Source organism: Roseicyclus sp. (assembly GCF_018402035.1).
Lineage (GTDB): Bacteria > Pseudomonadota > Alphaproteobacteria > Rhodobacterales > Rhodobacteraceae > Roseicyclus.
The window spans coordinates 117135-142216 of the sequence record NZ_JAGYJN010000004.1 but is presented as its reverse complement, the minus strand read 5'-3'; the positions used below and the strand labels follow the sequence as shown (position 1 = coordinate 142216).

26 protein-coding genes and 2 pseudogenes are annotated in these 25082 nt (G+C 62.5%); 8 read left to right on the top strand and 20 right to left on the bottom strand.

Annotated features, from left to right (window positions below; all coding sequences use genetic code 11):
• Positions 1 to 56: 56 nt before the first annotated feature.
• Positions 57 to 686, top strand: coding sequence for a DnaJ domain-containing protein (locus KG698_RS08545; RefSeq protein WP_213685149.1), 630 nt, complete (start codon positions 57 to 59; stop codon positions 684 to 686).
• Between the two features lie 194 nt (positions 687 to 880).
• Positions 881 to 2074, top strand: a complete 1194-nt coding sequence (locus KG698_RS08540; protein WP_213685148.1) for an NAD(P)/FAD-dependent oxidoreductase — start codon at positions 881 to 883, stop codon at positions 2072 to 2074.
• Positions 2075 to 2078: 4 nt separating this feature from the next.
• Here the strand turns inward: KG698_RS08540 and KG698_RS08535 are convergent, their stop codons facing one another.
• Together KG698_RS08535 and folE2 are read right to left on the bottom strand one after the other, a co-directional pair.
• Positions 2079 to 3527, bottom strand: coding sequence for a TrkH family potassium uptake protein (locus tag KG698_RS08535; protein ID WP_213685147.1), 1449 nt, complete (start codon positions 3525 to 3527; stop codon positions 2079 to 2081).
• Positions 3528 to 3585: 58 nt separating this feature from the next.
• Entirely contained in the window at positions 3586 to 4677 is a 1092-nt protein-coding gene (gene folE2 / locus KG698_RS08530; RefSeq protein WP_213685146.1) for a GTP cyclohydrolase FolE2, read from the bottom strand.
• Between the two features lie 334 nt (positions 4678 to 5011).
• Between folE2 and KG698_RS08525 the strand changes: the two genes are divergently transcribed.
• Together KG698_RS08525 and KG698_RS08520 are read left to right on the top strand one after the other, a co-directional pair.
• Positions 5012 to 5611 (top strand): peroxidase-related enzyme, encoded by a 600-nt coding sequence (locus KG698_RS08525; RefSeq protein WP_213685145.1) that lies wholly within the window; start codon positions 5012 to 5014, stop codon positions 5609 to 5611.
• Positions 5612 to 5744: 133 nt separating this feature from the next.
• Complete coding sequence (locus KG698_RS08520) at positions 5745 to 6233, top strand: tetratricopeptide repeat protein (protein ID WP_213685144.1); 489 nt, start codon at positions 5745 to 5747, stop codon at positions 6231 to 6233.
• A gap of 15 nt (positions 6234 to 6248) precedes the next feature.
• On the opposite strand, the gene KG698_RS08515 is transcribed toward KG698_RS08520, so the two are convergent.
• The 6 genes from KG698_RS08515 to KG698_RS08490 all read right to left on the bottom strand — a co-directional run bounded on the left by KG698_RS08515 (position 6249) and on the right by KG698_RS08490 (position 12007).
• A complete protein-coding gene (locus KG698_RS08515; protein WP_213685143.1) occupies positions 6249 to 6866 on the bottom strand; it encodes a chloramphenicol acetyltransferase in 618 nt (205 codons plus the stop codon).
• An 83-nt stretch (positions 6867 to 6949) separates the two neighbouring features.
• Complete coding sequence (gene phnE / locus KG698_RS08510) at positions 6950 to 8305, bottom strand: phosphonate ABC transporter, permease protein PhnE (protein ID WP_300983331.1); 1356 nt, start codon at positions 8303 to 8305, stop codon at positions 6950 to 6952.
• Positions 8292 to 9158, bottom strand: a complete 867-nt coding sequence (gene phnE, locus KG698_RS08505) for a phosphonate ABC transporter, permease protein PhnE (protein ID WP_300983429.1) — start codon at positions 9156 to 9158, stop codon at positions 8292 to 8294. Before phnE (KG698_RS08505) ends, phnE (KG698_RS08510) begins: the two co-directional genes overlap by 14 nt.
• A gap of 80 nt (positions 9159 to 9238) precedes the next feature.
• Complete coding sequence (phnD, locus tag KG698_RS08500; RefSeq protein ID WP_213685141.1) at positions 9239 to 10141, bottom strand: phosphonate ABC transporter substrate-binding protein; 903 nt, start codon at positions 10139 to 10141, stop codon at positions 9239 to 9241.
• A 53-nt stretch (positions 10142 to 10194) separates the two neighbouring features.
• Positions 10195 to 11022 carry a phosphonate ABC transporter ATP-binding protein gene (phnC, locus tag KG698_RS08495; protein ID WP_213685140.1) on the bottom strand — a complete coding sequence of 276 codons (828 nt, stop codon included), beginning with the start codon at positions 11020 to 11022 and terminating at the stop codon, positions 10195 to 10197.
• Positions 11023 to 11221: 199 nt separating this feature from the next.
• Positions 11222 to 12007, bottom strand: coding sequence for an ATP-binding cassette domain-containing protein (locus KG698_RS08490; protein WP_213685139.1), 786 nt, complete (start codon positions 12005 to 12007; stop codon positions 11222 to 11224).
• A 361-nt stretch (positions 12008 to 12368) separates the two neighbouring features.
• Here KG698_RS08490 and KG698_RS08485 point away from each other — a divergent pair, with 361 nt between their 5' ends.
• On the top strand, positions 12369 to 13520 hold the full coding sequence (locus tag KG698_RS08485; RefSeq protein WP_213685138.1) for an alpha-D-ribose 1-methylphosphonate 5-triphosphate diphosphatase: 1152 nt from the start codon (positions 12369 to 12371) through the stop codon (positions 13518 to 13520).
• Positions 13520 to 14353, top strand: coding sequence for a TIM barrel protein (locus KG698_RS08480; RefSeq protein WP_213685137.1), 834 nt, complete (start codon positions 13520 to 13522; stop codon positions 14351 to 14353). The genes KG698_RS08485 and KG698_RS08480 overlap by 1 nt, the downstream gene beginning before the upstream one ends.
• A gap of 91 nt (positions 14354 to 14444) precedes the next feature.
• On the opposite strand, the pseudogene KG698_RS08475 reads toward KG698_RS08480, so the two are convergent.
• Positions 14445 to 15589: pseudogene (locus KG698_RS08475) on the bottom strand (alpha-D-ribose 1-methylphosphonate 5-triphosphate diphosphatase).
• A gap of 47 nt (positions 15590 to 15636) precedes the next feature.
• Between KG698_RS08475 and KG698_RS08470 the strand changes: the two are divergent.
• A complete protein-coding gene (locus KG698_RS08470) occupies positions 15637 to 16323 on the top strand; it encodes a DUF1045 domain-containing protein (protein WP_213685136.1) in 687 nt (228 codons plus the stop codon).
• Here KG698_RS08470 and phnN read toward each other — a convergent pair.
• The 7 genes and pseudogenes from phnN to phnG all read right to left on the bottom strand — a co-directional run bounded on the left by phnN (position 16305) and on the right by phnG (position 21258).
• Positions 16305 to 16850: a phosphonate metabolism protein/1,5-bisphosphokinase (PRPP-forming) PhnN gene (gene phnN, locus KG698_RS08465; protein WP_213685135.1), complete on the bottom strand. Its 546-nt coding sequence runs from the start codon at positions 16848 to 16850 to the stop codon at positions 16305 to 16307. The genes KG698_RS08470 and phnN overlap by 19 nt on opposite strands.
• A pseudogene (gene phnL, locus KG698_RS08455) lies at positions 16847 to 17528 on the bottom strand (phosphonate C-P lyase system protein PhnL). Before phnL ends, phnN begins: the two are co-directional and overlap by 4 nt.
• A gap of 13 nt (positions 17529 to 17541) precedes the next feature.
• A complete protein-coding gene (phnK, locus tag KG698_RS08450) occupies positions 17542 to 18312 on the bottom strand; it encodes a phosphonate C-P lyase system protein PhnK (RefSeq protein ID WP_213685133.1) in 771 nt (256 codons plus the stop codon).
• Positions 18309 to 19142, bottom strand: a complete 834-nt coding sequence (locus KG698_RS08445) for an alpha-D-ribose 1-methylphosphonate 5-phosphate C-P-lyase PhnJ (protein WP_213685132.1) — start codon at positions 19140 to 19142, stop codon at positions 18309 to 18311. The genes phnK and KG698_RS08445 overlap by 4 nt, the downstream gene beginning before the upstream one ends.
• Positions 19139 to 20230, bottom strand: a complete 1092-nt coding sequence (locus tag KG698_RS08440) for a carbon-phosphorus lyase complex subunit PhnI (RefSeq protein ID WP_213685131.1) — start codon at positions 20228 to 20230, stop codon at positions 19139 to 19141. The genes KG698_RS08445 and KG698_RS08440 overlap by 4 nt, the downstream gene beginning before the upstream one ends.
• 3 nt (positions 20231 to 20233) lie before the next feature.
• Entirely contained in the window at positions 20234 to 20800 is a 567-nt protein-coding gene (gene phnH, locus KG698_RS08435; protein ID WP_213685130.1) for a phosphonate C-P lyase system protein PhnH, read from the bottom strand.
• Positions 20797 to 21258, bottom strand: a complete 462-nt coding sequence (gene phnG / locus KG698_RS08430) for a phosphonate C-P lyase system protein PhnG (protein WP_213685129.1) — start codon at positions 21256 to 21258, stop codon at positions 20797 to 20799. Before phnG ends, phnH begins: the two co-directional genes overlap by 4 nt.
• 98 nt (positions 21259 to 21356) lie before the next feature.
• Between phnG and phnF the strand changes: the two genes are divergently transcribed.
• Entirely contained in the window at positions 21357 to 22073 is a 717-nt protein-coding gene (phnF, locus tag KG698_RS08425) for a phosphonate metabolism transcriptional regulator PhnF (protein WP_213685128.1), read from the top strand.
• Between the two features lie 74 nt (positions 22074 to 22147).
• On the opposite strand, the gene pcaG is transcribed toward phnF, so the two are convergent.
• Genes pcaG through pobA form a run of 4 tightly spaced genes read right to left on the bottom strand, consistent with a single transcriptional unit; the run spans position 22148 to position 25051 of the window.
• Complete coding sequence (gene pcaG, locus KG698_RS08420; protein ID WP_213685127.1) at positions 22148 to 22747, bottom strand: protocatechuate 3,4-dioxygenase subunit alpha; 600 nt, start codon at positions 22745 to 22747, stop codon at positions 22148 to 22150.
• 3 nt (positions 22748 to 22750) lie between these two features.
• Complete coding sequence (gene pcaH, locus KG698_RS08415; RefSeq protein ID WP_213685126.1) at positions 22751 to 23479, bottom strand: protocatechuate 3,4-dioxygenase subunit beta; 729 nt, start codon at positions 23477 to 23479, stop codon at positions 22751 to 22753.
• Positions 23476 to 23856, bottom strand: a complete 381-nt coding sequence (gene pcaC / locus KG698_RS08410; protein ID WP_213685125.1) for a 4-carboxymuconolactone decarboxylase — start codon at positions 23854 to 23856, stop codon at positions 23476 to 23478. Before pcaC ends, pcaH begins: the two co-directional genes overlap by 4 nt.
• Positions 23857 to 23881: 25 nt before the next feature.
• Positions 23882 to 25051 carry a 4-hydroxybenzoate 3-monooxygenase gene (pobA, locus tag KG698_RS08405; protein ID WP_213685124.1) on the bottom strand — a complete coding sequence of 390 codons (1170 nt, stop codon included), beginning with the start codon at positions 25049 to 25051 and terminating at the stop codon, positions 23882 to 23884.
• Positions 25052 to 25082: the final 31 nt, after the last annotated feature.

Sequence of the window (25082 nt, the reverse complement as noted above, 5' to 3'; positions counted from 1 at the left end):
TCACCTTGCCGCCCGAAACACTAGACTTGCCTCTCCGAGTCGATAAGGGAAGCCAAATGCCCGTCAAAGACCCGTTTAATTTCGACCTGCGCGTATCCACCGACAAAAAGAAACGCCGCTCTGGTCGGCGTGGCATGTCGGGTGCCTTTGAAACCTCGCAGCGCGTCTGCGAGGCCGAAGGCTGTGAAGACGCAGGCCAGTATCGCGCGCCCAAAAGCCCCGATAACCTCGAGGAGTACAAGTGGTTTTGCCGCGAACATGTGCGCGAGTACAACCTCAAATGGAACTTCTTCGACGGCACGACCGAGGCCGAGATGGAAGCCCAGCTTGACCGCGACCGCGTCTGGGATCGGCCGACCAAACCCTTCAAGCGCAGCGTGGAAGAACGCGCTTGGGCGCGGCTTGGTGTCGATGACGCCCATCAGGTGCTTGGCGGCAACGCCACTCGCAACCCCGGACGCGCTGGTGGGGCTGGGCGCAAATTGCCGCCCACCGAGCGCAAAGCGCTCGAGATCCTCGACGCCAAGGATCACTGGACCAAGACCGAGATCCGCAAAAGCTACAAGGCGCTGATCAAGGTCTTGCACCCCGATATGAACGGCGGCGACCGCTCTGATGAAGACCGCCTGCAAGAGGTTGTCTGGGCTTGGGACCAGATCAAGGAAAGCCGCAACTTCCCCGATTAATCCTCACCCAAACCTTTCTTCGTTTCTGAAATATCCCCGCCGGAGGCACCCGCCCGCGCAAAGGGCGCGTGCATCGCCAAAGCCACGATGACCCACCACGCAGCCCCCGCGCCGCTGGCGCGCCCCCACCCAGAGCCGCGCCTGCGGCGCAACCCCAGCACCGCGCCTGCGGCGCGAGCCCCGGACCCGATCGCATGACCGACAAGACCGTCACCACCCTCATCCTCGGCGCGGGCGCTGCCGGGATGATGTGTGCCGCCCATGCCGGGCCTGATGTCTTGGTCATCGACCATGCCAAGGCACCGGGCGAGAAAATCCGCATCTCTGGCGGTGGGCGGTGCAATTTCACCAATCTTCACACTGCGCCCGAGAATTTCTTGTCGGAAAACCCGCATTTCTGCAAATCGGCGCTGGCACGCTACACGCAATGGGATTTTCTCGACCTCGTCGCCCGCCACGGCATCGCATGGCACGAAAAGACGCTGGGCCAGCTGTTTTGCGACCACTCGGCCAAGGACATCATCGCCATGCTACGCGCTGAAATGGCCGGGGCCGCACTCTGGCTTGAGACAAGCGTGCGGGCGGTCAGCCATGATGGCACGGGCTTTCGCGTCACGCTCGACCGGGCAGGCGCAGAGATCACGCTCACAGCGCAAAACCTCGTTTTGGCTACAGGCGGCAAATCCATCCCCAAGATGGGGGCCACGGGGCTTGCCTATCAGATCGCCGCGCAATTCGGCCATCGCATCACAGACACCCGTCCCGCGCTTGTGCCCCTCACCTTCGACGCGGCGCAAAAGACCGTCTTTGCAGAGCTTGCAGGCACATCCGTCGCGGCGCGCATCGCCTGCCAAGGCACAGCTTTCGACGAGGCGATGTTGTTCACCCATCGCGGACTGTCGGGGCCAGCGGTGCTGCAAATCTCATCCTATTGGCGCGAGGGCGAAAGCCTCTCGGTCACGCTCTGCCCTGAGAGCGATATCTTCACCCATTTGCGCGCGCGGCGCACAGAGGCTGGGGCCAAAAGCTTGGCCAGCATTCTGGCCGAACTGCTGCCCAAGCGCTTGGCCCAGCATGTCGTCAGCGATTGGGGGGTGGTGGGCAATATCGGCGATCAGCCCGACGCAAAGCTGCGCGATCTGGCCGACCGGCTAGCGGGCTGGGTTCTCACCCCTACCTCGTCCGAGGGGTATCGCACCGCCGAGGTCACACTGGGCGGGGTCGCCACCGAAGAGATTAGCTCCAAGACCATGCAATCGCAGCGACAGCTGGGCCTGTTCATTATCGGCGAGGCGCTCGATGTCACGGGTTGGCTTGGTGGCTATAATTTCCAATGGGCCTGGTCATCGGCCGTGGCCGCCGGGCGTGCCATCGCGGCCAAGGGCTAAGCACTCAATCCCGCCAGAACCGCGCGCTGAACAAGACGAACACCGCCATCAGCTCCAACCGCCCCAAGATCATGGCGGCGATCATGATCCATTTCGCGGCCAGCGGAAACGCCTCCATTGAGCCCGAGGACATGACCTCTGGCCCGTAGGCAGGGCCGATATTGGCCACCGATGTCCAAGCAGAGGTGATCGCGGTCTGGGTCGTAAGTCCCGTCAGCGACAGCAAAACCGCCGTCACGCCAAGGGTCAGGAAGAACAGCACCGTGAAGGCCATGACGGAATCGATCACATCGCGGTCAATCGGCCGCCCATCAAGGCGCGGCGCCGTCACGATCGAAGGACGCAGAAGGCGGCGAAACTCGGCCCAGAGCGCCTCTTTCAACACGAGATAGCGAAACACCTTGACCGAACACCCCGTCGAGGCGGTGCATCCCCCGATCAGGCCGAAGATGAACAAGATGGCGAAAGAAAAACCACCCCATGTCGTGACATCCGTGCTGGTAAACCCCGTCCCCGTCGTATGTGAGACAAGGTTGAACATGGTTTCGCGCAAATTCGAGCCAAAGGCTTCGTCCAAGACAAGCATCCGCCACATGACGATTGCCGCGCTTCCATAGGCCATCCAGCGCAAAAAGGCGCGCACCTGCACATCACGAAACAAGGCCCATGGATCACCATTGGCCAGTTGAATAAACCGTACGAATGGCACGGCGGCCAAGATCATGAACACCACAGCTGCGTATTCAGCCGGTCCCGCGAAGGCGGCAAAGCTTTGATCGGTCGTGGAAAACCCGCCCGTCGAGACAGTCGTCAGCGCATGCACGATGGCCGCGAAACCATCCATACCCAAGAGCGCATAGACCGCCGCACAACTCAGCGTGAGCACGATATAGGCAATCACCAGACCGCGCGAAATATCGATGGCCCGCGGCAAGACCTTGCCAAGTGTATCGAACCCCTCGGCGCGGAAAAACTGCATCCCGCCCACCCGCATGACGGGCAAAAAGATCAGCGCGACGATCACGATCCCCAGACCGCCCAGCCATTGCAAGATACCGCGCCACAGATTGACCCCGCGCGGCAGATCATCCAGCCCGGAAAACACCGTGGAGCCCGTGGTAGTCACGCCCGAGACCGCCTCGAAATACGCGTCGGTCAGCGCGACATCGGGCGCGCCCAAGACAAATGGCATGGCCCCGAACAGGGGCAAGACAACCCATGTTGCGGTGGTCAGAAAAAACGCCTGCCGCACGGTCATCTGGCCGAAATCGAAATTGGCCGTGGCAAGCGACACGCTGGCGCCCAAGGCGATGCAAAGGGTCGCCGACACGGCAAAGGCCTGCCAATTGGGATTGGCATCGACCAGATCGAGCATCATGGGAAACAGCATCGCCAATCCCAACACGATGGTCAGGAGGCCCAGAATATAGCCAACGGGTCTGAGATCTCGCATGCGCGGAGCGTTGGACGCCGCGCGCGCCGCTGTCAAGCAATGGCGCGCACGGGCGGGCTTAGCCGCGGTGAATAAGGCTTGCGAACAGATGCGGATCGAGGCTGGCTGCCGCGAAAGTCTCGCCCTCGGTCAGCACGCTGACCGCGTCATGGCTATGCAGGCTTTCTTGGTGGCTGGCGATCACGCGGAAATCGGCCACACGCGCATCGGCATGAAGCTGCTCGGCGAACAACCGCGCCGCATCCTCGACGAAAATCGGGTTGGCGGCATTGAGTTCGGCGAAAGCCTGTTCATCCTCGCGCTTGACCATCACCTGTGTCTCTGTCGGCACGGCGGCGCGCGCCATTTCGATCAGATCCTCGAACCACAAGCAGCCCGCAGCCTCGGACAATGCGACCGAGATCCGCGCGACCGAACGCTGCGAATGCGGCGTGGCCAACTGGCCCCGCGTCGCACGCGCATGTTCCGACAATTCCAGCGAACAGGGGCAGGTCGAGGAATAGACATAGTCCAGATGCACGAGTTTCTGGCGCAGGCCATTCCGCTCGACCAATTCCAGCGCGATATCGTAATATTGATAGCCCGACAGGCCCGAACGCAGGCTTTTCACCTTGGCTGGGAAGGACAGGCGCATCTGGATGCGGGCATCGAAGCTTTCGAGGTCTGATTTGTAATCATCCAGTGCCGCCTCGATCACCTCGAAGCTGAAGGTCTTTTCGGCATGGGCATAAAACGAGCGCATGATGCGGCTCATGTTGATGCCTTTTTTATCAGCCTCAAGGCTGACGGTGCCGGTCACGCTTGTCTCGAGCGTCAGATCGCCATTGTCGCGCGTGTGGTAAGGAATCGGCAGGCGGAAATTGGAAATGCCGACATGCTGGATCTGCCGGTTGGCACCTTTGATCAGCGAGGAAGGACCGTTTTGCAGATCGGGCAAGCTGGCCTTATAGGCAGCATCGACCTTGAAATCGTCGGGATAGACGCGCAGGAATTGCGGATAGCCACCACCGAGCATGCGGGCTAGTGTAGGGTCAAGCGCCGCAATCTCTTCGGGGCTGGCGCTTTCGGCCCATGCCTTCAGACGGGCCAATGCTTGCGCAGCCTCATCACGGCTTGGTACGTCGGATATGGTGCTGACATGGATGTTCATGACGGTCGTTCCCCTTGCAGCCGGTCACGCATGCGCAACATAGGTCAACGGCGCCGTCTTCCCAATCCCGCATTGCAAAAGAATTACGCACCGCCCCCTGATCCGGATCACAATGCGCACCCGCAACGGATTGGTTCGCGCCACCGCCCCCAAAGTTTGAGGGTTCTGTCTGCCCCACCCGCGCGCAGACCGCGCGGATGGAGAGGTGCGAGGGGGCTGTCTGCCCCCTCGCGCTCCCCCGAGGATATTTATGAAACGAAGAAGCGAAAGCCATAGGCGGGGTTGCGCGCCACAGAGCGCAAGGCCAGTCTGTCAGCGACATCAGGAGGATTAGATGCCCCAGCCCGATCATATTGCGATCTATGATTTGCCCGATCCCGCCGATCTGGACGAGGATATGCGCCGCTATTTCGCGGTTTGCGAAGAAAAGCTGGGGATGGTGCCGAACGTGCTCCGCACTTATGCGCGCCACCAAGACAAGCTGCGGAATTTCATCCAGTATTACAACACGCTGATGTTGGCCCCCTCGGGGCTAAGCAAGCTTGAGCGTGAGATGGTCGCGGTGGTGGTGTCTTCGGCCAATCGCTGCTTTTACTGCCTTGTCGCCCATGGCCAAGCGGTGCGCGCGCTGTCGGGCGATCCACAACTGGGCGAGATGTTGGTGATGAATTACCGCGTCGCACCCTTATCGGCGCGCCAGCGCGCGATGCTGGATTTTGCATGGGCGCTGACCACCACACCGTGGGAGGTGGACGCGCCCCATCGCGCCGCACTGGTCGCGGCAGGGTTGAGCGAGGGCGAGATTTTCGATCTGGCCGATGTGATCGGCTTTTTCAACATGTCCAACCGCTTTGCCATCGCCTCGGACATGATGCCCAATGCCCAATACCATGGGATGGCTCGGGAAAGTTCGACCTCGTCGGTGCTGGATTAACCAAGTGTTAACCATTGCCCGTAACTCTTTGTCGGAAAGGGGTTTGCCGACAAGCGCAGAGAATCGCATGGCGTGATGGCGATGCGGCTCGGCGATGGGTTGGCCCTTCTACGCGTGGGGTAAGGGTGCAATTATGGTGCGGCATTCGGCATTTGATGAGCGCGGCGGTCGCGCCGAGCAACATGATGCGCCACAGGCCCAGCCGCAAACGGCCGCGGTGCTGCAACTGGTGATGCGCGCCCATCTGGCGCGGGGTGCACTGGAACATGCGCGCGCGGCAGCCGATCTTTGCGCGCCACATGCCGGTCAGCCCAGCGGCCTTGCCCTGTTGGTCGAGGCGGCGTTGGACATGGGGCATGTACAATTGGCCCGCCTTGCCTTGACCCAGGGCGAGACCGAGACCCCGCCGGGAGAGGCCGCGCTGATGCGGGCGCGCATCGCGCAGGCCCAAGGCGATCTGGACGCCGCGCGCGCGATTTTGGTGGCCGCCATCGAGGCTGTGCCCGACCATGCCGCCGCGCGCCGCGCACTGGCTGAGGTGATGGTGGCCACTGGTACCGCCGCCGATGCCCGCACAGTTCTGGCGCATCTGGGCGTGCCACCGGGGACCGCCGCCGAGTGAGCGGCGTGATAGAGACTAAGGGCGGTATGTCGCGATGAAGGCGTCGATCGGCATGGCGCGGAAATCATCAAGGCCCGCGCGGAGCTGGGCGTGATCCCAATCCCACCACGCAATCGCCAAGAGCGCCTCTTGCTGCGCCTCGGTAAAGCGCGCGCGGATCGGCGTCGCGGGCACACCCGCCACGATCATGAAGGGGGCGACATCCTTGGTCACCACCGCCCCCGATGCGACGATGGCGCCGATGCCGACCGTCACCTCGGGCTTGATGATCGCGCCATGGCCGATCCAGCAATCCGCCCCCAGCGTGGTGCGGCGGCTGGCGCGATGGGCAAAGAATTCCGCGTCATCCTCGGCATCGTCCCAGTAATAGCTGGAGCGGTAGAGGAAATGATGCTGCGCGGGCTGATGCATTGGGTGATCGGTCGGCCCGATCCGCGTCATCGCGGCGATATTGGCGAATTTGCCGACGCTGGTGTTGGCGATATCGGCCAGCCGCGCGCAATAGGCGTAATCGCCAAAATGCGAATTAGTGACATGCGCGCCTTGGCCCACCTCGCAATAGGCGCCGAAGGTGGAATTGACGATCTCAGCGCCGGGATGGATCAACGGGGCCGTGGCGGACAGTTTGGGCACGGGCGGGCTTTCTGAAGATTGATTTATGTTGAACGAGCGCGCGGTCGATGCCGCGCGACCCTGTCAGCCGTATGATGGCCGTATCACTCGCCCTTGATCAACTTGCGGCGCAACCAACCCGAGAGCACATCCATCGCGATGACCAAGAGCACGATCAAGATAATGTAATAGGTCACCTTTTCCCAATCCTGCGTGGTCTGGATCGCTTGGGTCAGCAACAAGCCAATGCCGCCACCCACGATAGCCCCCACGATGGTGGCCGAGCGGGTGTTGGATTCAAACAAGTAGAGCACTTGGCTCAGCAAGATCGGCATGACCTGCGGCAAGACGCCAAAGCGGCTGCGCTGCATCGCATTGGCCCCGGTCGAGGCCAAACCCTCGATCTGGCGGTTATCCACATTCTCAAGCGCTTCTGAAAACAGCTTACCAAAAGCCCCCGTGTCCGTGATCAAGATCGCCAAAGCGCCGGTCAGCGGGCCGGGGCCAAAAGCGCGCGACAAGATGATCGTAAAGATCAACGCATCTACGCCGCGCACGAAATCGAACACCCGCCGCATCGCAAAGCGCATCACACGCGACGGGGCAAAATTCGATGCCGCGACAAAGGCAAGCGGCAGCGCGATCAGCGCGGCACCAAAGGTGCCAAGAAAGGCCATAAGGACGGTCTCGGTCAGCGCCCAGAACACATCACCATGCCGCCAGATACCATTGTACCAGACATTTGACACCATTAGCGACAGGTTGCTTTGGGCTGCGTCAAGACGCGGGCCCGACACAACCGAGGCCAGAACCTCAGATACGCTCATGCCCGAGAATGGGCTTTCAAGGTCGAAAAAGAACATCTCCCAACCGAAGAAATACCGCATGGTTTCGGTCCGCGCGCGGGTGACGGTCAGCCGCCCAGCCTCGGTCGTGATCGAAACACGGTTGGAGGCGGCGTTGATGAACTCCGGGATTTGATCTTGCGGCAGTTGCAGATCGACGCCGTTGGCGGTGTCGATCACGATCGGGCCGAACGCGGGGTGATGATAGGTGATCACCGCGCCCTCATAGGTGACGCGGTGGCCGTCGCGCAGGATGATCTCGGCATTCTGCCCCTCAAGCGTCACCCATTCGGGCATCTGCTCATCGCGATAGGTCGCGCGACGCGAGCCTTCGATCGCGACGCTGATCGCGCCGGATCGGTTGTCGCGCGTCACATGGGTCTTGTGGGTAACTGAGTCCGACACAAGGATCGCGGCATTATCCATCCGCGCGCGATCAGCCAGACCCATGATGTCGAAGGCGAAAAAGACATAGACCAAATAAGCCAGCAAGGCACCGACCAAGGCAAAGCCCTTGATCCGTTTTGATCCGATGCGCGAGAGCTCGGTTTGGCGCAGCGCCGACAGGGGGGTGGGCGTATCGTTTGCCGAAAGCTCCATGTCACTGTCCCCCATGCGTGAGTTTGTGGCGCACCGCGCTTGAGATTTGATCGACCACGACGATGGTCACAAAGAGCACTATAAAAATCGCGGCCGCCTCGTCGAAACGGCCCTGGCCAAAGGTCATGGCGTTACGCAGCTCATAGCCGATCCCGCCCGCACCAACGAAGCCAAGGATCGCCGAGGCGCGGATATTCACCTCGAGCCGCATCAACCCATAGCTCAGATAGTTCGGCAAAACCTGCGGGAATACGCCAAGCCAGATGCGCAAGCTCCAATTGGCACCGACCGAGGCCAAACCCTCGACCGGGCGCAGATCGACATTCTCATTCACCTCGGAAAACAGCTTGCCCATCGCGCCCGCCGTATGCAGCGCAATCGCCACCATCGCAGGCACGGGGCCACCGCCCATGACGAAGATCAAGACAAGCGCAATCACCACCTCGGGGATCGCGCGCAAAATGTCGGTAATGCGGCGAAAAACCGGGATCAAAGCCGGCCAAAGCGCCAAGCCGCGTGTCCCCAAGACCGCGAACAAGGTGCCAAAGCCGCAGCCGATCAGCGTGGCCACCGCCGCGATATTGATCGTTTCAATCAATGCGGGAAGCGCGCCCATGATATGGCCGGGCAGGTTCGCAGCCTTTTCGATGGCTTCAGAAATCACATCTGCGGGAAAGTCGAAGATCTGGTTCAGACCCTCCCAGAAACCACCTGCATTGCGGCTGTCGGCCGTGTCGAAACCGGCGACCATCAACACAATGAAGACCAAGATCAATACGCCTGTGTAAAGCTGGCGCTGTCGCGTCATCCGCAAATAGTCGTGGCGGATCGCGTCAAGGCCGGTGAGGTCATGGGCAGGGCGCGTCATATCGGTCATGTCAGGGGTCCTGATAACATGGGACAGGCCCGCGCAACCAATGGCGCGGGCCTGCCAATGATCCGAAAGGATCAGTTCATCTTTGCGAGGCGAACGGCGATGATCGACTCATACGCCTCGTGGGTCACCGGGAAGAAACCAGCGGTTTCACCAGCGGCAACGCTGTAGGCGCATTCTGCGTCGGTTACGTGCAGGTTTGCCAAAACTTCGTAAACCTTGTCCTTGGCATCCTGCGGCAGGCTTTGACGCAGAACGATCGGGCCTTCGGGGATCGACTTGGAGCGCCAGATCTCGACCATCTCGTTCATGTCAACGAGGCCAGCATCTGCAGCTTTGCGCAGCGCGCCCGAGTTGTAGCCATCTTCCCAGTTGCCCTGGCCATCGGCCCAGGTCACGCCGGCATCCACATCGCCGTTGTAAACTGCGATGATGGTCTGCTCGTGGCCACCGACGAAGCGCACTTCGCCAAAGTAGTCACCCGATTCCATCGTCGCGTTCACCTGAGCGGGGATTTCCACCGAAGGGATCAGATAGCCCGAGGTCGAGTTCGGATCGCCAAACGCGAAAACCTTGCCCTTCATGTCGTCCAGCGAGGTCACGCCGCTGTCTGCGCGTGCGAAACCGATGGAATAATAGCCAAAGGTGCCATCGAGATTGGTCTTCACGAGGATCGGCTCAACCGCGTCGGGGTTGCTGACGTAGACTGCGGCATAGGCAGATGCGCCCAGCCAAGCGAAATCCAACGAACCACCAACGAGGCCCTGGATCACGCCGTTATAGTCAGCAGGGGTGAAGAGGCGGGTGGGCACACCCAGCGCTTCTTCGACGTAAGCGCGGAAGCATTCGTTCGACGCCAGACGGTCCTGCGCGTTCTCACCGCCGAGGATACCGATGTTGAATTCGGTGATCTCTTGGGCGGCAACAGGGCTTGCGATCGCCGTGGTCAAGGCAAGCAGGGTGACAAGTTTCTTCATCGGATCTCTCCATTAGGTTTTGCCCCATTGCGGGGCACGGTCGGAACTCAGGATCAGGCTAGGCTGGCCGCCTCACGCAGCGCGGCAACGGCCGCACTGTCATCGGGGCGGTTTATGGACGTCGAGGTGGCAGCCTCGTTAAAGCTGTCATCAGCGCCATAAATCTCGCGCGCCACATCGGTGGTCAGTTGCGCAGGCGTGCCATCGAAAACCATGCGCCCGTCGCGCATGCCGATCACGCGGTCGCAATATTGGCGCGCCGTATCGAGGGTATGGAGGTTGGCGATCACCATCCGCCCGTCTTCGACATTGATGCGCTTGAGCGTGTCCATCACGATCTGCGCATTCATCGGGTCAAGGCTGGCGATGGGCTCATCGGCCAGAATGATTTGAGGGTCTTGCATCAGCGCGCGGGCGATGGCCACGCGCTGCTGCTGACCGCCCGAAAGCGCCTCGGCCCGCTTGGGGGCCTGTTCGGCGATGCCCAGACGGTCGAGAATGTCGAGCGCGCGCAAGATGTCTTCGCGGCTCCAAACATTGAACATGGTGCGCAAGGTGGACCGACGGTTCAAAACGCCATGCATGACGTTGGAAGCCACATCCAAACGCGGCACCAAGTTGAACTGCTGAAAAATCATCGCGCAATGGCTTTGCCAGCCGCGCGCCTCGGCCCCCTTGAGCGCAAGGATATCGCGCCCGTCGACCAAGATGCGGCCCGACGTTGCATCGGTGAGGCGGTTCATCATGCGCAAAAAGGTCGATTTACCTGCACCCGAACGGCCAATAATACCCACAAACTGCGGGCCATCGACGGAAAATGACAGATTGTCGACCGCACGCTTTTGGCCAAAGACCCGTGTAACGTTCTCAACTTGCAGCATGCGACCCCCAGCCGTTGTTGCGCGGCTTCTGGCAGTCACAGGTGACGCGAAAGTGACAGATTGATTAATGTTTTGTGACAGATCATGCCGGGAGGGGCCAAGGGCGTCGCCAATCCGGTCAGTTCAAACAGCATAAATCCAAGCGGCAACGCTTGTTTGAAACGGCGAAAATGCCTTGTTTTCACACAATGATCGGCGCTTAAGCGGCGTTGACCATCGCCAGCGCCGACGCATCATCGAACGTCACACCGGCATCGCGGCCGAAAATGTCACAAAGCTGCGCGCGGCCAAGCTGATCGGGCGTGCCATCAAAGACAACGCGCCCGTCGCGCATCCCGATTATGCGATCACAGCTTGCCTTGGCCATCTGAGGATCGGCCAAGGCGCAGATCACCGTAACACCATCTTGGCGGTTGATCGCGCGCAGGGCGGCCATGACATCGGCGGCCTGCGTTTGGTCAAGCTGGGCCACCGGATCATCGGCCAAAAGAACTTTGGGCTTTTGCGCCAAGGCCCGCGCGATGGCCACGCGCTTTTGGCCAGCTTGCGACAAAACCGCGACCCGCTGGCGCGCGGCATGGGCCATGCCAACACGGTCCAAAGACTGTAGCGCAAGGGCGCGCTCGCGCGGGGTGAAAATCCGCGCCTTGGTGCGCCAATGGGGCATGCCCGCCAATAGCCCCGAAAGCACATTGGTCGTGGCGTTGAGCTGGCCCACAAGATTGAACTGTGCGGCCATCATCGCGCAATCGGCGCGCCATTGCCGCAGATCGCGACCATTGAGTTGGGCCACATCAACATCTGCATGCAAGATGCGCCCCTCGGTCGGGTCGATCAACCGGCTGACCAGCCGCAGCAAGGTGGACTTGCCAGACCCTGACGGCCCGATGATGCCCACCATCTGACCCTTGGGGATATCCATGCTGATCGCACTGACGGCCGTATTGCGTCCAAAGCGGCGGCCAAGCTTTTCGATTCTCAACATGGACGGCGCTCCCCTATTTGGCGGTGGTTCTCAAGGCCACCACCTAGCTCACTCACTTCGACACATGCGTCGCGGCGCAGCCGCGGTTTTTGTTTCTTTGTGGCGTTTTTGTAAGGCTACCATGACGCATACATGAAGAATTGATGACAAAGCCTGTTGGATCGGGCATGCGGTGACGGCGACGATCCGCGCATTTGCCCTGCACAGAAGGGAATAAATCGGCCCCTCTCGAGCAGCGGCGGCGCGCGCGCATTCACTGCTCTGGCTGATGGTACCGCGCGGTGTCACAAAACGATCATTGCGCCGATATCAATCTGTTACAGATACACCCTCCACAGAGCGGCGAAGATAGGAGTTCATGATGCTCGATACCAACCCCGCCCCAAGCCTTACCCTCAGTGATGCGCGCATCGTTACCCCGCGCGGTATTGTCGAGGGCGCGCTGCGGATCGAAGATGGGTTGATCGCGGGCATCGGTCCGGCCCGCGCAGGCACGGAGCTTGGCGGTGCCTTCTTGATCCCCGGCATCGTCGATCTGCACACCGACCATGTCGAGCGTCACACCCACCCAAGGGTTGGTGTGATCTGGCCCCTTCTGGCCGCCCTCATGGCCCATGACGCGGTGGTCATCTCGGGCGGGACCACGACCGTCTTTGATAGCCTCTCGGTCGGTGCCTCGATGAAACGGCCCGAGCGCCGCGAGATCCTCGAGCCGCTGGTCGCCGCCTTGGCCGAGGGGCAGGCCGCGGGCGTGTTCCGCGCCGACCACCTGCTGCATCTGCGCTGCGAGATTTCCGATCCAGAGACAATGGCGCTGCTCGATGCGACCATCGCCCATCCGCTGACCCGGCTTGTTTCGGTCATGGATCACACGCCGGGCGACCGTCAAAGCCCCGATGTGGCGAAATGGTTCGACCATATGATCCACGAGATGGAGGTGGACGCGACCACGGGTCGGGTGATGATGGATGATCTGCTCGACCGCTCGCGCAGCATGGGCCAAACCGTGCGCGCCCATGTCGTGGCCAAAAGCCGCGCCGCCTCGCTTCCCGTGATGAGCCATGATGACCGCAGCGCAGATCAAGCCGATCAAGCCGCGGCCGAGGGGATGGCGATCTCGGAGTTTCCGACGACGCTGGTGGCAGCACAACGTGCGCGCGAGAAAGGCATGTCCATCGTCATGGGCGCGCCCAACTATCTGCGCGGCGGCTCGCAATCGGGCAATATCGCGGTGGCCGAGTTGCTGTCTCACGGGCTGGTCGATGCGCTGGCCTCTGACTATGTGCCGCGCTCGCTTCTCGATGCCGCCTTTCGTCTCGCCGCTGATCCCGACATGCCCCACGATCTGCCCGCCGCCATCGCCCTTGTCAGCGATGCGCCCGCCCGCATGGCAGGGCTGAGTGATCGCGGCCGGATCGCCGAGGGTTTGCGCGCCGATCTCGTCGCGGTCCGCGTCGTCGCAGGCCAACCCGTCGTCCAAGCCGTATGGCGCCAAGGCAAACAGGTGTATTGATGCAACCCATTCAAATCGGCGCGGCCTTGATGGTCGCCGACCTTCCCCGCTACCGCGATTGGCTGATCGCGGGCCAGCGCGATCTGGAAATTCAGGATTTCTTGCTGCCCGGCGTGCTAACCGGCGATTGGCAGGGCCGCGTCGCTGCGGCCAAGGCTGAGCTTGATGGCTTTTCCGGGCGTTTGGGCATCCATGGCCCGTTTATTGATCTTGTCCTCGACATGGAAGATGTCGAGATCGCCCCCATCGTCGCGCGCCGGTTCGAGACCGGCGTGGCCGCCGCCGCCGCCCTTGGCGCTGTGCAGATGGTGGTCCATTCCCCCTTCACCACATGGGATTGGTTCAATTTCGGAAACAATCCCCGCGTTGGCAACACAGCGTCGGATTTCGAAGCCAAGATCGCGCGTGTGGCGGCCCTACTTGCCCCCGCCATCACCCGCGCCGAGGCCGAGGGCGTCACATTGGTGATCGAGAATATCGAGGATATCGACCCCGCCCAGCGCCGCTTGCTTGCCCAGCATCTCGGCTCGGACGCGGTGCGGCTTTCCATCGATACGGGCCATGCCCATTACGCCCATCACGCCACCGGCGCGCCGCCGGTCGATTACTTCATCCATGACGCGGGCGCGATGTTGTCGCATATCCATCTGCAAGATGCCGATGGCTTTGCCGACCGCCATTGGCCACCCGGTCGCGGCACGATCAATTGGCACGCGGTTTTTGCCGCGATCGCCGCGCTGCCCCAACGCCCGCATCTGGTGTTGGAGTTGCGCGATAGCGCCGACATCCCCGCCGCCATGGCATGGTTGGAGCGTGAAGGCCTTGCTTGCTAAGCAGGGCCCGCGCCGTCATCTTTCCATAAATACGCAAATCCGCTTTGGCCAATGCGCGCGATGCGGCGCGCTTGGTGCGCGCATGCCCGGCTCAGGCCACCCGCGCGCCTTCCGACCAGACCCCGCGCAAGGCAGGCACGCCTTCGGTCAGCTTGAAGCGGATCACATCGGCGCGCATCCCTTCGGCCAGACGCCCGCGATCAACCAGACCCGCCGCATGGGCGGGGGCCGCCGTCACCGTCGCCATGGCGCGCGCCAGATCGCCCCAAATCTCGCCCAGCATCACCGCCCCATAAAGCAAGGCCGAGGGGACGTAATCGGACGACAAGATATCCAACAAACCCGCTTGGGCCAGATCAGCCGCCGCCACATTGCCCGAATGCGACCCGCCCCGCACCAGATTGGGCGCGCCCATCATCACCGCGATCTGATGCTGACGACAGGCCCGCGCGGCATCTGCGGTTGTGGGAAACTCTGCCAGCGCGATGCCATGCGCGGCCGAGCGCACAACATGATCAACCAGCGTGTCATCATGGCTGGCCAAAACAGCGCCCATGCGCTGTGCGGCGGCCACGGCTGCTGCCTCATGGGGGCGCGCACCCGCTCACCCAAGGCTTGGCGCGCGGTGACATGGGCGTTGAACACCGCCTCCGACAGGCCATGCTTGCCCATCATATAGGTGCGATACTGCCCGATATCGGCGAATTGGCGCTGGCCGGGCGTATGATCCATCAAGCTCATGATGCCCACCCGGTCCTCGGGGCCGAATTGCTCCAACTCCGCAATCAGGGTTTCCGAACAAATCTCGGCGCGCAGATGGATATGATGGCTGATCTTCAGCGCACCTGCCGCCCGCATTACCAAAAGCGCATCGGCCAGATCGCGCGCATAGCGCGACCAGCCGACCCCGCCCTCCCCCTCGATCGAGCCGACACGGATCGCATCATAGACCGTGGTAATGCCACAAGCGGCCAGCTCGGCGTCATGGGCCGCAATGGCGGGCTTCAACGGCCAATGTGCCGAGGGGCGCGGCCGCAGATGCCGCTCCAGATTGTCGGTGTGCAATTCAACGAGCCCCGGCGCGACGATATCGCCACTGCAATCAACAGCCCCCGCAGGCACCAAAGTGCCGCCCGCGATCTCGACAATCTCACCGCCGGTGATCGTCATCCGCCCCAGCATCTCACCCTCGGGCAAGATCAACCGGGCATTGGCAAGGGTCAGCGTCTCGGGCATCAGGGCAGTGTCTTTGGGCATAGGTGCCTCGTAAAGGACGGGAAAAGATGAACGGATTTGCACGCTACGCGCTTTACATGGTGCCCGAGGGGGAATTCTACCGCAAAGGCGCCGATTGGCTGGGCTGGGACAGCGTACTTGGGCAAGCTGCCACGCAACCCGCGCTTGACGGCCTGCCGCAAGATGCGCGCGCCATCACGGCCACGCCGCGCAAATACGGGCTGCATGCCACGATCAAGCCGCCATTCCGTCTGGCACCGGGCTGCGACGCGACGGGTCTCGACAAGGCCGCGCGCGATGTCTGTGCCGCTTTGGCCCCGGTCACACTGCCCGCGCTCAACATCGCGCGCTTGGGCAGCTTCATCGCCGCCGTACCGGCCCAGCCAAGCCCCGATCTGCAACATCTTGCCGCCGAAACGGTCGCGGCCTTCGAGCCGTTTCGTGCAGCCCTGACCGAGGCAGAGCTGGCCCGCCGCCGCAAATCGCGCCTCACCCCCCGGCAAGAGGCGCTTTTGACCCAATGGGGCTATCCTTATGTGATGGAGGAATTCCGCTTTCACATCACGCTGAGCGGCGCGCTGCCCCAGCCCGAGGCCGAAAGGACACGCGAGATTTTGGCCGCGCATTTCGCCCCCGTGCTGCCAGAACCCGTCATCATCGACAGCCTGTGCCTGATGGGCGAGGATCAAGAGGGTCTGTTCCACCTGATCCATCGCTACAGGCTTTCAGGATAGAGAGCCGCCAAGGCTGCGCGCACGGCATGGTCGAGCGCTGCGGAATTGTCGATCTCGACCAGCGGCAAATCTTGCGGGAAATCGGGGGCGGATCGGGCCAGCCTGCGGGCAATCTCGGCCCGTCCTTCGCGCCCGCGCGCGGCTAGGCGTTGGGCGAGTACCTCGGGCGTCGCCGTCACATGCAGCACGGTGAGCGTGCCAAATACCTGCGCCGCGCGCACCAACATGCCGCGCGACAGGTTCGCAAGCGCATCTTGCCCCCGATGCAACACATCTTGCGTGCTGCGCGGAATGCCGTAGCTCAGCCCATGGGCCTGCCAATGCAGCGCGAAATCACCGCCCGCCGCGCGCGCAGCAAAGAGTGCGGGGCTCACCGCCTCGTAATCCTCGCCACCGGCATCAGGCGCGCGCGTGATCACGCGCCGCACCCGCACCAGATCAGGCCGCGCCGCACAAAGCCCCGCCATCACGCTGTCCTTGCCCACACCGGATGGGCCGACCACGGCGATGAAGCGCCCCTTGGTCATGTCAGCCTCGGGGTGAATGCGGTCACATCGATCTCGCGGTCGGCGACACGCGCGCGCGCCTCCAGATCGTGGAAGATGCCGACGATGGCAGCGCCGCCCGCCTTGGCCTCTTCGATCAGCGACAACACGGTTTCGCGGTTGGTGGCATCAAGGCTGGCGGTCGGCTCATCGAGCAAAAGCGCGGGATAGGTATGGGCAAAGCCGCGCGCGATGTTGACGCGCTGCTGCTCACCGCCCGAGAATGTGGTGGGCGAAAGCGCCCAAAGCCGCTCGGGGATGCGCAGCCGCGTGAGCAGATCGCGCGCGCGTGCCATGCGCCTCATCCTCGGGGCGGCCCAGCGCCAGAAGCGGCTCGGCCACCACCTCGAGCGTCGGCACACGCGGCACCACGCGCAGGAATTGGCTGACATAGCCCAAGGTCTCGCGCCTGAGCGCCAAGATCTCGCGCGGCTCGGCTTGCGTGATATCAAGCCCACCGATCCGCACGCTGCCCCCTTGGGCCAGGTAGTTGCCATAAAGGATGCGCATGACGGTGGATTTGCCCGCCCCGCTTTCGCCGATCAAGGCCACGCATTCGCCGGGCGCGACCGCGAATGAGGCGCCGGCCAGAACCGGGATCGCCACGCCGCCCTGATTGTGCAGCACGAAATTCTTCGCAAGGTTTTCAACATGGATCATGGGGATCATCGCATCACACCTGCAAGACAGAGCTGACAAGAAGCTGGGTATAGGGGGCTTGCGGATCATCGAGCACCTGATCGGTCAGCCCCGTCTCGATGACATGGCCATCCTTCATCACCATCAGCCGATCCGCCAAAAGCCGCACCACCGCCAAATCATGCGTGACCACGATGGCCGACAGCCCCATCCGCCGCACCAGCCCCCGGATCAGATCCAGAAGCCGCGCCTGCACGCTGACATCAAGACCGCCGGTCGGCTCATCCATGAACACCAGACGCGGACCCGTGACCAGATTGCGCGCGATCTGCAACCGCTGCTGCATGCCGCCCGAAAAGGCGCTGGGGCGGTCGTCGATGCGCGCCGCGCTGATCTCGACCCGGCCCAGCCAATCGGTGGCTTTCTCGCGGATCGCACCATAGTGATGCGCACCCACCGCCATCAGCCGCTCACCCACATTGCCGCCTGCCGAAATCCGCATGCGCAAGCCATCGCGCGGGTTTTGATGGACAAAGGCCCAATCAGTGCGCCCGAGCATCCGCCGCTCGGGTTCTGACATGGTCAGAACATCGCGCGGACCATCGCTGCGCGTGTCGAAAATCACCTGTCCCGCATCAGGGGCGAGATGACCGGCCAGACAATTGAGCAAGGTCGATTTGCCCGATCCGCTTTCGCCCACGATCCCCAAAACCTCGCCGGGATAAAGCTGGAAAGACACATCCGCACAGCCGATCCGGCCGCCATAGCGCTTGGTCAGCCCTTGCACGTTCAAAAGCGGTGTCATGCGTCACGTCCTTCACGCCGCCCGGCGCAGTAATCGGTGTCGGAGCACACAAACATCCGGCTGCCCGCATCATCGGTGATCACCTCGTCGAGATAGCTGTCCTCAGCCCCGCAAAGCGCGCAAGGATGGGCGGGCTTTGACGGATCAAACGGGTAATCGTCGAAATCGAGGCTCACGACCTTCGTATAGGGCGGCACCGCATAAATGCGCTGTTCGCGCCCTGCACCGAAAAGCTGCAAGGCCGCCGATTCCAGTTTGGGATTGTCGAATTTCGGGATGGGCGATGGGTCCATCACATAGCGCCCCTCAACCTTGACCGGATAGGCATAGGCCGTCGCGATCTCGCCATGGCGGGCGATATCTTCGTAGAGCTTCACATGCATCAGCCCGTAATCTTCCAGCGCATGCATCTTGCGCGTCTCAACCTCGGAGGGTTCCAAGAACCGCAACGGCTCGGGGATCGGGACTTGGTAGACCAAGATCTGATCCTCGGTCAGCGTTTGTTCGGGGATACGGTGGCGGGTCTGGATGATCGTGGCCTCACCGGTCTTTTCGGTGACGGCGACGCCCGCTGTCTTTTCAAAGAACTTGCGGATCGACACCGCATTGGTGGTGTCGTCCGCCCCTTGGTCGATCACCTTGAGCGTATCTTCGGGCGTCAGACAGGCGGCCGTCACCTGCACCCCGCCCGTGCCCCAGCCATAGGGCATCGGCATCTCGCGCGAGGCGAAGGGCACCTGATAGCCCGGCACGGCCACACCCTTCAGGATCGCGCGGCGGATCATCCGCTTGGTCTGTTCGTCAAGATAGGCGAAGTTATAGGCATTCATTCTGCCGCCTCCCGCGCTTGGCCGCCCAGCGCCTCGGCCCTCAGCCGCCGGATCAACTCCAATTCCGATTGGAAATCGACGTAATGAGGCAGCTTGATATGCTCGAGAAAGCCCGTCGCCTGCACATTATCCGCATGGTAAAGGACAAATTCCTGATCTTGGGCGGGCGCGCCGACATTATCCTCGCCCAACTCCTCCCAGCGCAGAGAACGATCAACCAAGGCCATCGAGATCGCCTTGCGCTCGGATTGACCAAAAACCAAACCATAGCCACGGGTAAACTGCGGCGGCTCGGTTTTCGAGCCCATGAATTGGTTCACCGTCTCGCATTCGGTCAGCACCACCTCGCCCAGCTCAATGGCAAAGCCAAGCTCCGGGATCTCCATCTCGACAGCAACGGTTCCGATGCGCAATTCGCCCACAAAGGGATGGGTGCGCCCATAACCGCGCTGCGTGGAATAGGCCATCGACAGCACGAACCCCTCGTCGCCGCGCGTCAATGCCTGAAGGCGCAGGGGCCGGTCAGCGGGAAAATCCAAAGGCTCGCGCGTCAAGTCGCGGGGGGTGGCTGGCCCATCCGCCTCGGGCTGGATCAGATCCTCGCGCGCCAAGAAATCGGTGACATGGGGCAGCGCGCCATCAGGGGCCGCCACCTGCGGCGCTGGTGCTGGGTCCAGCCCCTCGGCGGCCAAGGCGAAATCAAGCAAGCGGTGCGTATAGTCAAAGGTTGGCCCAAGAATTTGCCCACCCGGCAAATCCTTGAAGGTCGCAGAAATCCGCCGATCACAAACCATCTGCGCGGTCTCGACGGGGTTTGAAGCGCCAAAGCGCGGCAGCGTCGTGCGATAGGCGCGGATCAAAAACACCGCCTCGATCAGATCGCCGCGCGCCTGCTTGATGGCAAGTGCTGCCAGATCGGGGTCGTAAAGCGAGCCCTCGGCCATCACACGCGCTACAGACAGCGCCAGTTGCTCGCGGATCTGCGCGATGCTGAGTTCAGCCACGCCCGTATCACCGCGCCGCTCTTCGGCCAGCCACGCATGGGCATTATCGATAGCCCGCTCACCGCCTTTGACCGCGACATACATGGCCTAACCCTCCACATGCGTGCTGCGCGGCAGACCGGCCAGCCGGTCGCCACAGGTGAAATAGCAATCAAAGCCCAAGGGAAAGCGGCGGCGGTTGTCCTGAAACGCCGCGATCTCGGGCAAGGACAGCGCGGCGCGGTCCTTGATCCCCGGCCCGCGCAGGACAGCACCCTTGGCCTCCAGCGCGTCCATCTCGACGATCAAGGTGGCGGCGCGGTCGGGATAGGCGGATGTGCCGATGGCGAAGCGATCCACGGGGCAAAGTGCGCCCCATGTGCCCAGCGCGAACATCGCGGCCTCGGGCGCCACCACGGGCGCGCCAGTGTGAAAGGCGATCCAAGCCCGCAGGCCCGCATCATCATGGGATGGCGCAAGATAGATCGGCGTGGTGGTGTCGCACAGCGTCAGGATCAGCGCGCCAGCGGCCACTGAGCAGGGTGCCGGTGGGCGCGCCATATCCAGCGTTTCGATCTGGCCGGGACGCGCCATCGCCTGCAAAGCCGCGCGAAACGCATGGGCCGCATCATGGGAAAGATTGGCAAAACCGCCCTCGAGCTGCACAGCATTCATGCGTTATCCCCCCGGACCATGGTGAAAAACGCGACCTTGGTGGCGGCCGCGCGGGTGGCACGCGCTTGCTTGTGTGCTGCGGCCTCGGCGCGCAAGGGGGCCAAGATCGCAGCCTCGATCGCGGCCACTTGCCCGTCCTCGCAGAGCGCATCGATCAGGGCGGCTGTGCGCGCGGCATCCGCATCGCGCCCCTGCACATGGCCATGACCCACCGCACCCGAGGCCAGCCGCACCGCGCAGCGTGTCACGGTCATCTCGCCGAGGTTAAAGGGCGCGCCCGTGGCCCCGGCCCGCCCGCGCAGCATCACTGTGCCGATCTCAGGCGCACGCAAGAGTGCATGGGTGGGCTGCTCGGGCGCATAAGCGGCAAAGAGCGCGCACAGCCGTGCGGCTGGCGCCTTGGCCAAAGTCGAAAGCCGCGCTTGGCGGGCGATGATCGCAGGGTCGGTGACAGACATCTTGGCAAGTTGTCCATTTATTTATACAACTATACAAATTTAATCGCACAGGCCCCGATGCGTGGCAAGGGGCCAAGATATGAAGATTTGGTGACAGCATGGGACGATCCCCCCTTTGGACCGCGATCCGCGATCAAATTGCCGCCGATATCGCGCGCGGCCATTACGCCCCCGGCGATAGGCTCCCGACCGAGGCGCAGCTATCAGAGCGCTTTGGCGTCAATCGCCACACGCTACGCCGCGCGTTGGCGGATCTGGCGACATCGGGCATGGTACATGCGCGCCGCGGCGCGGGCGTTTTCGTGCGCCACAGGCCCACCGCCTATCCGCTGGGCCGCCGGGTGCGGTTTCACCAAAACCTGATGGCCGCAGGCCGGGTGCCGGACAGGCGTATCTTGCTCTTGGAAACACGCAGCGCCGACGCGCGTGAGGCGGCAGCGCTCGCCCTTGCCCCCGGCGCATCGGTACATGTTTTCGAGGGGCTTAGCCTTGCCGATGGCGCGCCCATCGCGCTGTTTCATTCGGTCTTTCCGGCCGCGCGCTTTCCGGGGCTCATGGAGCATCTGCGCGCTAACCCTTCGGTCACGGCAGCCTTGGCCGCCGAAGGCCTGCCCGATTACACCCGCGCCCAGACCGAGATCACGGCCAAGACAGCCACCGCCACCTTGGCCGCGCAGCTACAGATCCAGCCCGGTGCGGCTGTGTTGCGCACGGTGGCGATCAATATCGACAGCGGGGGTGCGCCCATCGAATATGGGCGCACTTGGTTCGCAGGCGAGCGCGTGGCACTCACGCTTGGGGCGGAGGAGGGGTAATTCACCCCCTCACCTTTCCCAAAATACGCATATCCCGCCCTCGCGAGGCGCGGGAAAGGCCGGGCAGTGCTCCGTCAGATATCGAGAAACACCGTCTCGCCCGGCCCTTGCAGGCGGATATCGAAACGATATTGCCCCGCCGCGATGCGCTTGGCGATCAGCGTATCAACCCTTGGGCGCTGTTCAATGCGCGCCAAAAGCGGATCAGCGCTGTTATCCTCATCCTCGAAATAGATGCGGCTGTGCAGGCCGATATTGATGCCGCGCGCCACGATCCAGACCGAGATATGCGGCGCCATCATGCGCCCGTCATGGCCCATGACCGCACCGGGTTTGACCGTGCGCAAGGTGAATTCGCCGCTGTCCTTGTCGGCGGCAAAGCGGCAAAAGCCATTGACCGCCGGATCGGCACCGGGCTGGCCCGGATAGCGGCCCGCGCCATCGGCCTGCCAGCTTTCAAACATCGCATCGCGCATCGCCCAGCCCGTGCCGTCATAGATCGAACCGGTGATGGTGATGACCTCACCCTTTGCGCCATCGGCAATGGGCGACAGGCCCAAATCCTCGGGGTAGACACCGGGCAGGCCCGCGAAGGTCGGGATGCAACCGATATGGACATAAGGCCCGCCCGTCTGGCTGGCCGTCTCTGTCAGGGTTCCAAGCTTTTGCACCATGGCTCACATCCCCTCGGGCTTGTTTTCGAACATGGTCTGCCGCCGCCCGCGCAGCACGATGTCAAAGCGGTAAGCCAGATAATCCATCGGACGGCTTGCGCCCATGTCGAGCGGTGCCACCAGTTGGTCAAGCTGCCCGCGATCCTTGACGGTCGCCGCAATCGGGCAGCGCGCGATTAGCGGGTCACCCTCGAAATAGGCCTGCGTGATCAAGCGCTGGCCAAAGCTATGACCAAAGACCGAGACATGGATATGCATGGGCCGCCAGTCATTGCCGCGATTGGGCCAGGGATAGGCACCGGGGCGGATGGTCAGGAACTCGTAATAGCCATTCTCATCGGTCAGCGTGCGCCCGCAGCCGCCGAAATTGGGGTCAAGCGGCGCGAAATAGGTATCTTTCACATGGCGGTAGCGGCCACCGGCATTGGCCTGCCAGACCTCGACAAGGGTATGGGGTACGGGGCGGGCGTTTTCATCGAGCACGCGGCCATGCAGGCGGATGCGTTCGCCAATCGCGGGGGCGGCCCCCTTGGAGAAGTTCAAGATCAGGTTGTTGTCGAGCGCCCCGATCAGCCCGTGGCCAAAGCGGGGGCCGGTTTCCTCCGACGGGGTGGATTCCAGCGACAAAAGCGGCAGGTTGGGGCTGCGCGTCAGCGATGTCTTGTATTCGGGGTCGTAAGGCACAGGGTGCATATCGCGCCTGCGCGGGATCAAGCGGCCGGTATCGGTCATTTCTCGCCCTCCATCTCGGCAAAGATCTTTTTGGCGATGCGGATCGCGCTATTGGCACGCGGCACGCCCGCATAGATCGCGACATGCTGGAACACTTCCATCACATCACTGTGGCTCGCGCCTGTGCGCACGGTTGCGCGCAAGTGCAGCGCCAATTCCTCTTCGTTGCCCAAGCCCGCCAATAGCGCCAGCGTCAGCATCGAGCGTTCGCGGCGCGTCAGCGCGTCCGAGGCCCAAACCGTGCCCCAAGCGGATTCGGTGATCAGCGTTTGAAAGGCGGCATCAAGCGGCGTCTTGGCGGCCTCGGCGCGGTCGACATGGGCGTCACCCAGAACGGCGCGGCGTACCTGCATGCCTTTGGCGTGGCGGTCGGTCATGGCATCTCCTCCCCTTGGTCCGGCCCTAGTATGGCAGACCGATATAATTCTCGGCCAGATCGCGCCGCGCGGTTTCCGATTGCGACAGGTGCAACAACGTCGCCTTGCGCATCTGTGCCGCGAAACTATCCTCACCCTCGAAATGATGCAGCATGGTGGTCATTGACCAAGAGAACCGCATCGCTTTCCAGATCCGCGCCAAGGCACGCGCGGCATAGCCATCGATGCCCGCCGTATCGCCCTTTTTCAGCGCCGCAATCAATGCCTCTTGCAGGTAGAAGACATCCGACACCGCAAGGTTCAGACCCTTGGCCCCCGTGGGCGGCACGATATGGGCGGCATCACCGACCAAGAACAAGCGACCCCAGCGCAAAGGCTCACTGACGAAAGAGCGCAGAGGCGCGATGGATTTCTCGATCGACGGGCCGGTCACAAGCGTTTTCGACACATCGCCGGGAAGACAGGAGGTCAGCCGCTCCCAAAAGCGGTCATCGGACCATTCCTCGACCTTGTCGGTCAGCGGCACCTGCACGTAATAGCGGCTGAGCATTTCGTTGCGCATGGAGGCCAGCGCAAAGCCATTGGCGGAATTGGCGTAGATCAATTCCTCATGCGCGGGCGGCGTGCGCGACAGGATGCCAAGCCAACCAAAGGGATAGACGCGCTCAAACTCCGTCCGCTTGTCTTGCGGGATGGTCTTGCGGCTGACGCCGTGAAACCCGTCGCAACCCGCGACATAGGCGCAATCAACCCGCTTTTGCACGCCGTCATGGGTGAAGGTGACGAAAGGCGCGTCACGATCAGCATCGCAGATCACCACATCGGCCACATCATGCAAGATCGTGGCACCCATCGCATCTTGGGCGGCATAAAGATCGGCTGTCACCTCGGTCTGGCCATAGACCATCACCGTCTTGCCGGTCAGTTCCTTGAAATCGATCCGCACCATCAGATCGTCATCGGAAAAGATGCAGCCCTCATGCGGGTGGCCTTCGCGCGCCATGCGCGCGCCCACGCCTGCCTCTTGCAGCATGCGCACGGTGCCCTGTTCCAAGACGCCCGCGCGGATGCGGGCCAGCACATGGGCACGGCTGGTGCGTTCCAGCACCACCGTGGCCACGCCCGCCGTGTTCAAAAGCTGCGACAGCAACAGGCCAGATGGCCCGCCGCCGATAATGACGACATCGGTCTTCACAACGCTTTCCTCCCCGCGCTGGGTTCAAGAT